Consider the following 13,031-nt stretch of genomic DNA (forward strand, 5'->3'; position numbering starts at 1 on the left):
CAGTCCACCTACACTTTCTCTTTGACTGCTCTACCGAACAAGCCTTCTGGCTTGAAGATCAGCACGACAATGAGGATCATGAATGCGAACACGTCCTTGTATTCCGCGCCGAAGTTGCCGCTCGTCATCAGACCCAGATTCGAGGAGGCGAACATCTCCAGCACACCAATAACCAGACCACCGAACATCGCTCCCCGAATGTTACCAATACCGCCGAGTACAGCCGCCGTAAATGCCTTCATTCCCAGAATAAAGCCGATATAAGGATCAATCGTGCCATACTGCTGGGCGAACAACACACCTGTCGAACCTCCCAGAGCAGAGCCGATGAAGAAGGTAAGTACGATGACCTTGTTCACATTAATGGACATCAGCGAAGCCGTCTCCCTATCCTGGGCAACCGCCCGCATGGCTACTCCCCACTTGGTATGATTCACGAACAGGTCGAGCCCTGCCATCAGAAGAATGGCCACAATTAGGATAAACACCGTATTCGCCTTGATCGTCGCATCTGAAAATACACTGGAGATCGAGGAAAGTTCCAGATTGAAGCGTTCCGAGAACAGCGTCGGGGTGCTCACCACGAAATTCCCTGTCTTCAGCTCCGCAATAAAACGAATCACATCCTGCAGCACGAAGGATACCCCAAAAGCAGAGATTAACGAGATCAGCTTGGGTGCTTTTCTCAAGGGCCTGTAGGCTACTCGTTCAATACCGACCCCGAGCGCACCGGTAATTAGCATCGCTACTACAATAATAAGAATGTAGAATAGCCATGACGGTATTCCCTGCATCCAGCCAAAGGCTTGGAACATGAACAGCACCGCCGTGCCCACGAATGCGCCTGTCATAAATATTTCGCCATGAGCAAAATTAATCAATTCCAGAATTCCGTACACCATGGTGTATCCCAAGGCAACGACAGCATAGATCGCCCCAAGCGCCAGACCATCAATTAATACCTGTGGCAAAGATTGCAGCATGCTCCCTAACATATTTCTGCTCCTCTCGACAAATGCAGTAACAGCCAAGGGATGACGGCCTCCAATCGGCACGAACCCCTTGGCTGCAAAATGCGATGATTATTTACTGTTCTCAATCTCCGAGATCATCTCACCCGGGTAAGCTGCATCTTTGAACTCGTAGATAAACACCTTCGCATACGCATTGTCACCAATGTCATCAAATGTGATCTTGCCTGCTACACCCTCAAACTCCTTCGTTGCCCGAACCGCTGTGCTGACTGCTTCGCGCGTAGGAAGCTTGCCTCCATTCTCATCAATGCCCTTCTTGATAGCCTCAAGCAACACACTCATGGAGTCATAAGCATATACGGAATATCCCTCTGATTTCTTTTTGAACGTCTGTTCATACTTGTCAGCCCATTGTTTGCCGCTGTCTGAATTCGTAATATCCCCAGCAACCGAGCTGTATAGCGCACCTTTGACTTCCGCACCTGCAACATTAACCATACCCGAGGAATCCAGCGCATCTCCACCCATCAGCGGTGCTGTGATCCCCTTGTCACGCGCTTGCTTGACCAGCAAGCCGCCTTCAGCATACATACCACCAAAGAAAATAAAATCAGGCTTCTGGGCAGCTACGATATTAAGCACGCCGTTAAAGTCTTTCTCACCAACCGTAATTCCTTCATATCCCGAAATGTTAGCCCCAAGACCTTGGGCCGCATCGCGGAACGCCTCCGCAAGCCCTTGTCCGTAAGCCGTCTTATCCTGAACCACGAAGATATTCTTCGCTCCGACCGTATTCACTGCATAATCGGCAGCAGCCGGGCCCTGGAAGTCATCACGGGCTACCACCCGATTCACAACCTTCAGCTTGCGGTCGGTGACGTCCGTTGCTGTACTGGCTGGCGATATCATGGCAATATTGTACTTCTCATATATAACGGAGGAGGGAATCGTCACGCCTGAATTCAGATGGCCGATGACCCCAAGTACAGCTTGATCAGCACCGATCAATTCCGCATTCGCGACCCCCTTCTTGGGATCTCCTTGATCATCATACGGCACTAGCTCCAGCTCATAGCCAAGAGCACTGAATTCTTCCTTGTGATCGTCCAAGGACATCTGCGCTCCAAGCTTGATTGCCTCTCCTTGAACAGAGCTTCCGCCCGACAGCGGAGACTGGGTAGCAATCTTGATAACCTGCTTGCTTTCACTGCTGCTTGCAGGCTCAGATGATGCAGGAGCAGCTTCATTACCACCAGCCCCTCCGCAACCTGCGAGCAACGCCGTAATCAGTGCTAACACGATCCATACCTGTCCCTTGAACTTCACTGAGATTCCCCCTAATGAGTTTTGCGAAACTTTGTGCTGTTTCACGTTAGTTTATTTAACATTATGTGGTATGAATTATACAATTAGTATACACACATTCCTAGGGGTGGGCAATTACCTTTTTCAAATAATGTTACAAAAAAATAATTATAAGCGCAAAAAATATTAGTTTTCTACCATTTTTCTCTTTATTTATTTACATTTTGAATGTTAAATTGAATTAATATATGCTTTTTAAACTAATTTGCATTAGAAATTTCTTGCAGCAATCAAGCCAATTTCGGGTCAAATAATCTAACATAAATACGTTATGTATCATTTGTTGTCGATTTTTATCCGCATATACCAAAAAAAGATGACCTCTGAACCAATCAGAGATCATCCCTGGTATTCCTTTATAACAAACTCTATTGACGTACTTTCACAGACAACAGACTGCTTTAAGCTGAATTTATCTTGCGAGCAATTGGTCAGCGCTCAAGAAATGCAGTCAGCTCTGGTGTCACATCCTCTGCGAACAGTACGTAGAAATTCTCCGTATTCTGAACTAGCATTCGAAGTACATAGGCTGTCCGCGGATCAGCAGGATCATAATCTCTTCTATGGTCCAGAATATATTGCATCATAGCGTCGTCCCGAGCTTCCATCAAGGAAATGGAATTGGGTTGCTTGACGAGCTCATATGGTGGCAGCCACTGCTGAGACATAGCTTCTGCACTTGCTGGTGTATACTTCACAATCTCAATACTTCGAATGTCCTTAGGCTGAAGAGCAACCTCTTGTGCAAACCCACGCTCCTCCATCCAGGCACTCAGCTTGCTGAAGCTAGGCTTCCACTGCAAAGTAATCCTGTTCTGGTCCACTTCTTGTTTGTCCTGTGACTGCCATAACAAATCAATATTTGCACGGGGCCGGATGCTATCGCTCATCACTTCATAGTCCATCGCTTGGTATTCCTCAGTAAGCACCTGCATCAGTTCATCAATCTCATCCTTACCAGTTACCACAGTATATTTGTTGTAGCTGTCAGGAGATTCAATGGTGACGCGATCCGGCAAAGCCTCCAGCTGCTGCAGACGATACCGCTCCTGCTTATAAGCAGGCATCTCCATAACCGTCTTCAGTTGCTCCCTCAGCTGCTGCTCAGGCACAGTATATGCTCTCAGCATCGTTTTCCCATTCTTCAGATGATAGGAGATCACCACGGGACGGCTTTCTCTACCCGTTATCCGACGTTCGTCAGGACGCGAGGTAACGATCTCACGATGCAGGCTCAGGACAGCAGCCGTATATTCTTCATTTTGTACATATGGAATGTCCTTGTTATCATTACCATCTTGGTTGTATGGATGTAAATATTCCCCGAAAAATACGCCGTCCACCGTAGAAGCTGCTGGTATTCGACTTTCATAGCCAGTCCACGGAGAGACAGGAATATAGAGCAGGAGTCCAATAACAGCTGTATATACGGCAGACTCCACAAGCATCTTGCGACCCCAGATCTGCCACGACTTGCGAAGCATCATCTCGGCAGCGATGTATCCGATCACCGCGCCAAGCACGTATCCGAACAACGTCCATGACAGACTCCCTCGTGATTGCTCACTGAAATAAAATCCCACCACCATCATTGCACACAGGACTACCCCTGCCTTAAATACCGGGTGAAAGTAAGTAAACACGACGGCTTGTGACGCCTTCTCAATATGTCTTCTCTTGTACAGCAGGAATGAGAGTGCGACGAAGATCACACATAATCCAATATATATGAGCAGGTCAATCCAGGTTAATGGCAAATAATAAGCGGAGAATACCGTGACTAGCGGCGATAGCCTTTCACTCTTCATACCCAGCAGACTGACATCTGGATACCCGAAGATGAACTTTCGTAAATATAACTCTATCAACTCCACCCATAGGGCAGGAAGAAGCAATAAAATACTGACTACCACCGTCTGGAATATAGACTGTCCTACGCACATCCCAACGAATATCGTAAAGGCAAGCAGGAACAGTGACACCATACTCGCGGTAATTCCCCAATACCATACATCAGCACTTTCAAAAAGATAAGCTAACTGCTCGTTCCCTGTCATCAAGATCAAAATGCCAGTGGTCAGACATACAGGTACCAGCACAATGAGCCCCCCGCACAACAGCTGATTGGTCAGCATTTGGCTCCGACGTAGCGGGAGACTATGGTAGAGATCGGCAGCGGCCCTGCTCTGCAGGTATCTGGTTATGAACACCCCGGTTATAACAGGAAATACCACCAAAATGAGAGCTTGCAAGGCATCCTGCACGACAAAGAGATTGTCGAGCTGCTCCCTTCCAAGCCTTCCCTCCCAATTCACGGTTAGTATGAGTTGGATCGGCAGTACGAAAATCAGAGCGAGTAGATACAAGATGCTGATCCACCCGTGCTGTCTAAGATTCTGACGAAACATGCCACGATTAAAGAAGGATCGGTTGGATGGCATACCCGGCGTCCCCCATTTCATAGATAAATATTTCCTCCAAGGTTAGCGGAAGCAGGTCCATAACCAAAGGCTGATAGGAAGCGAACACATTCTTAATACGAAGCTGATCGCCACGAATGATGTAGAGCAGTACCGTGCCACGTTGTTCTTTATGTAAGATATCTAGCTGCTGCTCTAATTCATCAAGATGAGCACTTTCCTTGAAGGCGACCTGAATTTTGTGAATATCTCCTCGCAGATCGTCGATCTCCTTATGAAGCAAGAGGCACCCCTTGTGCATAATGCCTACGTGATCGCACATATCCTCAATCTCTCGCAGATTATGGGAAGAGATTACGACAGTCATCTGACGCTCGGCAGCATACTGGAACAGCAGGTTCTTCATATGTCTGCGCATCACCGGGTCAAGACCATCAATGGGCTCATCCAAAATGAGTAGATCCGGGGAACTGCTCAGAGCCAGCCAGAAGGCTGCCTGACGCCGCATTCCCTTAGACATGCGATGTAGCTTGCGACGAGGGTCCAGCTTGAATATGCTACTGAGCTGACTAAACCTCTCCTCACTCCATGACGAATAGATTGATCGGTAGAAATCCGCCATCTGACGCAAATTCGATTGTGGAAAAAAGTACGGGCTGTCGGGAACAAACAGCACCCGCCGCTTCACCTCTGGCTGCTCATAGATCTCGCGCCCTTCCAATGTAATCGTCCCCTCATCGGGCCGGATGATTCCTGCGAGCATCTTCAGCAAAGTCGTCTTGCCAGCTCCATTCGAGCCGAGCAATCCGAAGATAGATCCCTGCTGTACCTGCATGCTCAGGCTGTCGACCGCCTTCTCACTCTCATAGATTTTGCTGACCCCACTAATATCAATCACCGTGCTTCCCCCTTCCGTGCTGAAGCTGAGACGCTTCTGCATATAGCTGCAGCAGGTCCTCTCTCGTCATACCCAAGAATATAGCCTCCTCCATCAAAGTAAGCATATGTCCCCGTAGCTCTTCCAGCTTGACTCCTTGGGGTAGCTCCTCCAACGGAGATACGAAGCTGCCTTTGCCGGGAACGGAATAAATGTAGCCTTCTCGCTCCAGCTCGCGGTAAGCCTTCTGAATCGTATTGGGATTCACCGTCAATTGTGAGGACAAGACGCGTACAGACGGAAGCTGCTCATCCGGTGCCAGAGCACGACTGACTATCAAGGATCGAATTTTATCCATTAGCTGCTCGTAGATGGGCTTCCGGCTGCGAACATCCAATTCAAACATACACTTCCTCCTTTCGGTTAAGGTTCATAATCCCGTTTCATATGCTCCAAGTGTTCTTTATCTCTAATATCTGTACTAACTGTACTATCATATATAATACAGTTAGTACGGTGTGTCAACAAAAAAAATCATGCTCCCCACAAAAAGAGAGACATGATTGTAGAATAAAACGTATTCGTGCCAGGGCATGTACGTACAGGATCTAGGCCAACTCGTGAGTGACAAGCCACTCTGAGCTATCGGCCCTTCTCCCTTGTAATGCTGGAACCATTTAGTTAGCCGCTGTGCTGTGGATATGCATGACCCTTTGCAAGAAATGCTCCAGGAATCTGTCAGCATCCACTTCGAGTGCCACTTCAATCTGCTGACTGGCGGACCCTATGGGTCCGTCTGACTGACTCGTTCTTCCGACAGCCACTGAAGCCCCAGCCTCCACCTGAATGTACATGGATTTCGTGCGAACAAAGCTCGGATCAATGGCCACTCCTACAGCCAACGGATCATGCAGCGCACAGCCAGCAATGCCCGGCTTGAACTTCTGATAGGCGTCGATGTAGAACTCCGTCATCCCTGTCAAGAAACCGGATAGCGCTGTCCCCTGTGCCCGCCATTTCTCTACGAGTCGCTGTGGCAGAAGGGTCTGCATCGTCACATCCAGCCCCACCATCGTCATGTGGAAGCCTGCTTCGATTACGCGAGCAGCTCCTTCTGGATCAGAATAAATATTGGCCTCTGCCGTAGGTGTAACGTTCCCTGGAACCGTCACGGCACCCCCCATAATAATCAGATGGCCGAGCAGCTGCGGCAGCTCCGGGCATCGGTCGAGTGCCAGAGCCAGATTCGTCAGAGGTCCCACAGCAATTACCGTCAATTGCTGTGGATGAAGCTTGGCCTGCTCAATAATGAAGTCGGCTGCATGCTTCTCCTCTGCCTTCCTGATCGGCTCCCCAGCCAGTTGATTGCCAATACCATCTTCCCCATGAATATGCCGGGCATAAGGCTTGAACAGCTCACGGGCATAGGGCTTGGCAGCTCCCGGATACACCGGTGCATCATGTTGCAGCAGCTCCAGCAATATCAAGGAATTACGCGTAGCCTCTTCTTGCGAGATATTCCCGTACGTAGTCGTAATTCCGGCCAATTCGAGCTCCGGCGAGCTTGCAGCATAGGCAATAGCGAGTGAATCGTCAATCCCTGTATCGACATCCAGAATGATTCGTGTAGTCATGCAATAACCTCCATCATGAATCCTAGCAACATGTCGCTGTTCCTAAGTTCGTCACTGTATGGTTACAGTATACACGAGCTTGTCCGATTCGGGCAGAGGATCAGGCCAAGCTGGACCCATGTGCCAAATAAGATGGCAACGCGGTCTCCAGCATCCATGAGGCAAAGTCACCGTTCCATTCCTGATCCGCTTGCTGAAAGAAATGCTCAGCAGCCTGATAATAAGCCTCTGCTACTCCTTGGCGTTCTTCCTTGCCTTGGGTCATTCCCCATTTAAGCTCCAATAAGCTCTCCGTATATAGTGACCAGTGCTTATCCAGCATACGCATATACTGTTCCCGACAGTGCATGAGCATCCTGGAGGCACCATTCCTACGCAGCATGGCTGACCACAGATCTTCCCAGGTCTCGATAAGCTCACTAGTTGTTAAAGGCTCCTCCTGCAGTACCGGATGTCGATCCTCAAGCAGCTCAAGCCCCAAGTTAAATAATTGTAGCTGAAGGCTACTTCGTGGCCCCGAATACCTTCGTATATACCTTTTCATATGTGTATGGAGATGACCTGCAACAGACTTCTTCTCCCACATCTGATCTCTTCGGCTATATATCTTGGAGCGGTGATCGTATAAAGGCTCATCCAGCGCAGCTGCACGTGTTCTCATCTCTTTGGTGCGCCCAAGTCGATGCAGATGGAAGGAGAGCTCCTCCTGCTGCTCCTTGAAGATCTTCTCCGCATGCTCCTTCTCCTTATCGGGCTTAATTGCGAGACAAGTTAATCCCGCTGCCCGAAGACTGTCTGATGACTCAGGCTGGTAGCCGGGTCTGTTCCAAGTCATCTGGGCGGCTGAGCGGTGGTGGCGAACAATCTCCTCTGTGAGTGCACGCTGGCGTAAATGCGAGGAAGGCATAATCTCACATTCAACACCATAGATACTTGCGAGCTCCTCCTCATCGGAAGTCAGTACAGCCGCCGATCCACATACGTGCGTATATTGTCTGTAATAGTGAGCTATCGACATTTCTGCCCGTAACAGATGCTCTCTATCCTCTTTTCCATACCCTTGCCTTTGCATGATCAATGGACTCAGCATATGACGAATCAGCACAGATTCAGCATCATGAATAATCGCATATCGGTGAAAGGTCTGAATGCGCTCCCTGTCCTGTATCGTCAGATGATCGTGCAAATAATCGGCCATGAATTCATGAAAACCACCGAACGTCACATCAGCCAAATACGCCTGCTGCTTACGCTTCACGGTTCCTTGTGGATAATTCATACCTGCCTGCAGTCCAAGCAATTCAAAGATTGGACGCAGCATTTTATAGTCCTGAAAGGCTTCCTCATCACTGACAGCCATGATGTGAGCCCCACAGCCCTGTACAGCTAACCATGTCGATGCCAAAAGAGAGACTAGCAGCCTCTCCTCTGCCGATCTCATTTCGATGAAGTATCCTTCTGTCATGAACCAGGCTGCCGAGAGCTGAACATCATGCACCTCCAGCCCTGTTACCCTGCGAACGGCCTCTTTTGCTGCAGCGAATACCATGTAACGCCATTCATTATCTTGTGCTGACTTCGGCTCCTGCTGTGCTGAACGGATGATCCTGCCGAGATCTTCATCCTTCATGAACTTGTATCTTCGATAGATTTGCATAATCTCTGTACAATGCTCTTCCACAGTCTTCCCCGACAACAACGCCAAGCTGTATGAACTTTTACTCATATTAGCCCTGTCCGTCCTTTTATATAATATTGTAATGCCGTCCCCATTCTCGAATTGAGCTCAGTGAACACCTGACTGTCTGAGTAACTTGTGGCACTCATTCTAACAGGACGCACTGAACGGATTCTGAACAGGCCAGGATGAGTGGCTTCTAACAAAGGATCATATTGATCAGTTATATAAAAAAGCAAAGCACCCGTTCCCCCATCGTTGGGAAATAGTGCTCTGCTTAATAGACCTTCAGTAATATACCTGCTATTTAATTCTCCAACTGACCAGAGACCAGGCGACTGTAGAAGCCCTTTTCGGCCAGAAGTTCCTTATGGGTCCCCTGCTCAATCAATCTTCCGTCCTTCAACACCAGGATACGGTCGGCTCTGCGGATGGTATTCAGCCGATGGGCTATTACAAAGCTGGTCCGTCCCTGCATGAGACGGTGAAGCCCTTCCTGAATCTTGATCTCAGTAACCGTATCTATGCTGCTGGTCGCCTCATCCAGTACGAGAATGGCAGGATCAGCCAGCATGGCACGGGCAATAGCCAGCAGTTGCTTCTGCCCCTGACTAATTCCGCTTCCATCTGCCCGTAGCAGTCTATCATAGCCCTGCGGCAAGCGGGAAATGAAGGAATGGGCATTCGCAAGCCTAGCAGCCTCTTCCACCTCCCGATCCGTCGCATCCAGCCTTCCATACCGGATATTTTCGCGGATGGTTCCCTCGAATAGGAAGGAATCCTGCAGTACGAAGGCCATGTGAGACCTCAGACTTTCGCGGGTGATCGTGCCCAGGTCGCGCCCGTCGAGCGTAATCGTCCCAGCGTCAGGATTATAGAAGCGGGATAACAACTGAATCAAGGTTGTCTTGCCAGCCCCGGTAGGACCGACCAGTGCAATCATTTCCCCAGGCCGAGCCTCAAAAGTAATGTCTTCTAGCGTTACACCACTATCCTTGTCGTAGGAGAACCTGACCTCCTGAAAACGAACAGCCCCCTGTACACTGGAGATTACTGTAGAGGCTCCTTCATCACCAGCCTCCTCGTCCTCATCCAGCACCTCGAATACACGCTCTGCTCCAGCCAGAGCAGACAGGAGCGTATTCCATTGATTCGCCAGATCATTCAACGGTCGTGTGAATTGGCGAGCATACTCGGCGAAGACGATCATGATGCCTACCGTCACAGCTCCGTGGATAGCCAGAATCCCGCCGATCCCTGCTACAATGGCAAAGCTGAGATTGTTCAGTCCGTTCATCAGCTTCGGAATGAAGCCGGAAATCGTCTGCGCCCAGAAGCCAGATAACTGGATGCGGTCATTGCGCTCTCCGAACTCACGTATGACCCGCTGCTCCTGAGAGAAGGCCTTGATTAGCCGTTGTCCTGACAATGTCTCCTCTATGTAGCCGTTCAGATCGCCCAGATTGCGCTGGCGTTGCTTGAACAAGGGACCTGTCCTGCGTGTAATCCAGCGCATCCCCATATACATCAAAGGCACAACAATAAAGGTGAGCAGTGTCAGCAACGGACTCAGCCAGAGCATGACGCCAAGCGTACCGAGGAGGGTAAGCACACTTGAGAATATCTGGATAGCCGAGCTGTTCAGCGTCGAGCTAACATTCTCGATGTCATTGGTCAGACGGCTCATAATCTCTCCCTGCTGGCGCTTGCCAAAATAGGCGACTGGCAGTCTATGCAGATGAGAGAACAGGTCACACCGGAGACGATACACCGTATCCTGGGCAATTCCGATCATCCAGATGCTCTGCAGCCAGCCTGTAATCGAGACAAGAGCATAGACAAGGGCCAGCGCACAGAGGTAATACCCCCAGCTCCAGCTACCTGCACCTTGCAGATAGTCATCCACAGCCACCCCAACCATATAAGGTCCTAGTAATGCGAGGCCTGAGCTAAGCACCACCATGAAGAGCACCCAGAACAGCTTTAATTTGCGCGACGCAAGGTAGGTCCACAATCTCCGCAACGTAGCAGACCAGTCCTTGACCTTGGCAGGTCTGCCTCTTCGGCCAGAGCCTGCTGCCTGTCCTGCGCCCGGCTCTATGACAGGTCGTGGATGGCGGAAAGGTTCAACGAATGCCTTGAACATGCTGCCCCTCCTCCTCATGCTGTGAATCATAAATGGTACGGTATAAGGATGAGCGCTCCATCAGCTCCTGATGGCTCCCCTTCTCCATTAGCCGTCCTTCGTCCAATAGCAAAATCAGATCTGCCGAGGCCGTTGAACTGACCTTCTGCGTAATGAGAATCGTAGTGCACGCCAGTTCTTTTAGCTCCTGCAACAGAGCATTCTCGGTCTGCACATCCAGCGCACTTGTGCTGTCGTCCAGAATAAGAATGGCTGGCTTGCGAACTAGCGCACGGGCAATGGACAGCCGCTGCTTCTGGCCGCCAGACAGATTCACACCCTTTTGGCCGATCATCGTATCATAGCCTTGGGGCAGACGTTCAATCGTCTCGTGAATCTGTGCTTGGCGGGCTGCAAGCTCAATCTCCGCGGCTGTTGCCGCTGGATTCCCCCAAGCAATATTGTCACGCACACTGCCCGAGAATAACAGCACCTCCTGCGGTACATATCCAATAGAGCCTCTTACCCGGTGCACATCCAGCTCACGCGCCGGATGTCCATCGATACGCACCACGCCCGAATTCTCCTCGTATAAGCGGGGAATGAGCTGCACCAGCGACGTCTTGCCTGAGCCCGTAGCCCCCATGATGGCGATCCGTTGCCCTGCCCTCGCTTGGAACGATATATTTAGCAGGACAGGCAGGTCGCTTCCGGGGTAGCTGAAGCTTACTTCTTCGAAGGCAATGTCTCCCACAATCGGCGCTGACGCAGGCCCTATCTCAGACCTCGACCGTTCCGTAGTACCATTAGCTTCGGAGATTGGAGTATCACCGTTCGAAGGGCTCGCTACTGATGCATGGCTCTGTGGGACAAGACTCCTTGGAGCATACGAGCTCTCTAGAGCTTGCGAGTTTGATAGTGCTTGCGAGTTCGATAGTGCTTGCGAGTTCGATAGAGCGTGTGAGTTCGATAGAGAGTGCGAGCTCTCTGGAGCAAGATCCTCGGCGTAGAGCACCTCACCAATCCGCTGTGCGGAGGCCCCGGCCCTGGAATACGTCGATACAATCCACGACAAGGCCGACAAGGCTCCAATGGTCCGCAGCATATAGTTAATGACCGCAACGACTTCACCTATCGTAGCATCTCCGGTAGCAATATCCGCTTTTCCCAGCCACAGCACACCGATAATGCCCAGATTCATTAGGAACAGCACAAAGGGCATTGTCGTCTCCGTGAACCGCAAGGCAGACATCGTCCCCTGCATCAGATTCCGATTATGCTCTGCGAAGCGGCCCATTTCGTGCTTCATGCGAACAAATACGCGAATCAGACGAATCCCGCTGAGATTCTCCTGGATGACCCCATTTACCTTATCCAGTCTGCGTTGCACACTTCGATACAGCAGTGCTGCCCGCTTCATGACGATGGTCAGGATTACGATCAGGATGGGAACCATCACCGTTAGCAGCAGCCCCAGTTTGAAGTGGACCAATAATGACATGATGACACTCCCAATGACGATTAACGGCACCCGTGACATGAAACGCAGACTCATAAAGATCGTCTCCTGCAGCTGCGTGACATCACCTGTGAGACGCGTAATGAGCGAGGACACGGCAAAGCGGCTAAACGCTGCGTAGGACAGTGACTCCAGCTTGCGGTATAGGCGATCACGCAGATCGTAGCCGACTCCCTGACTGGCATGTGATGCGTAGAAGGAGCCAAATACACCCCCTGCGAAGGCCAATAGTGCTCCACCAGTCAGGATGCCACCCCACATCCATACGACCTGCGCATTCTGCTGACGTATTCCTTCATCAATGATTTTGGAGATGATCCAGGGCTGCAACAGCTCTACAACTAGTTCGATCAGCATCATACTCAGTGCCACACAAGAAGCAATCCGGTATTTTTTCAAGAAAGTAAATATGAGTGCCATAGTCAGTCATTCCTCCGAA

Annotated in this window: 9 protein-coding genes; all 9 read right to left on the bottom strand. The window is 50.2% G+C overall.

Features of this window, described 5'->3' with window-relative positions:
• Positions 1-8: 8 nt before the first annotated feature.
• Entirely contained in the window at positions 9-995 is a 987-nt protein-coding gene (locus D328_RS0111425; protein ID WP_018885144.1) for a branched-chain amino acid ABC transporter permease, read from the bottom strand.
• Between the two features lie 87 nt (positions 996-1,082).
• Positions 1,083-2,300, bottom strand: coding sequence for a branched-chain amino acid ABC transporter substrate-binding protein (locus tag D328_RS0111430; protein WP_018885145.1), 1,218 nt, complete (start codon positions 2,298-2,300; stop codon positions 1,083-1,085).
• Between the two features lie 470 nt (positions 2,301-2,770).
• Positions 2,771-4,801 (bottom strand): DUF6449 domain-containing protein, encoded by a 2,031-nt coding sequence (locus D328_RS0111435; protein WP_156897695.1) that lies wholly within the window; start codon positions 4,799-4,801, stop codon positions 2,771-2,773.
• Positions 4,755-5,657 (bottom strand): ABC transporter ATP-binding protein, encoded by a 903-nt coding sequence (locus D328_RS0111440; protein ID WP_018885147.1) that lies wholly within the window; start codon positions 5,655-5,657, stop codon positions 4,755-4,757. Before D328_RS0111440 ends, D328_RS0111435 begins: the two co-directional genes overlap by 47 nt.
• Positions 5,650-6,042, bottom strand: a complete 393-nt coding sequence (locus tag D328_RS0111445; protein ID WP_018885148.1) for a GntR family transcriptional regulator — start codon at positions 6,040-6,042, stop codon at positions 5,650-5,652. Before D328_RS0111445 ends, D328_RS0111440 begins: the two co-directional genes overlap by 8 nt.
• Positions 6,043-6,313: 271 nt before the next feature.
• Positions 6,314-7,270 (bottom strand): nucleoside hydrolase, encoded by a 957-nt coding sequence (locus tag D328_RS0111450; protein WP_018885149.1) that lies wholly within the window; start codon positions 7,268-7,270, stop codon positions 6,314-6,316.
• A gap of 100 nt (positions 7,271-7,370) precedes the next feature.
• Positions 7,371-8,996, bottom strand: coding sequence for a DEAD/DEAH box helicase family protein (locus tag D328_RS0111455; protein ID WP_018885150.1), 1,626 nt, complete (start codon positions 8,994-8,996; stop codon positions 7,371-7,373).
• 259 nt (positions 8,997-9,255) lie between these two features.
• Positions 9,256-11,094, bottom strand: coding sequence for an ABC transporter ATP-binding protein (locus D328_RS0111460; RefSeq protein ID WP_018885151.1), 1,839 nt, complete (start codon positions 11,092-11,094; stop codon positions 9,256-9,258).
• Positions 11,075-13,012 (bottom strand): ABC transporter ATP-binding protein, encoded by a 1,938-nt coding sequence (locus D328_RS0111465; RefSeq protein ID WP_018885152.1) that lies wholly within the window; start codon positions 13,010-13,012, stop codon positions 11,075-11,077. Before D328_RS0111465 ends, D328_RS0111460 begins: the two co-directional genes overlap by 20 nt.
• Positions 13,013-13,031 lie beyond the last annotated feature (19 nt).

The sequence above is a fragment of the Paenibacillus massiliensis 2301065 = DSM 16942 genome (assembly GCF_000377505.1).
Taxonomy (GTDB): domain Bacteria; phylum Bacillota; class Bacilli; order Paenibacillales; family Paenibacillaceae; genus Paenibacillus; species Paenibacillus massiliensis.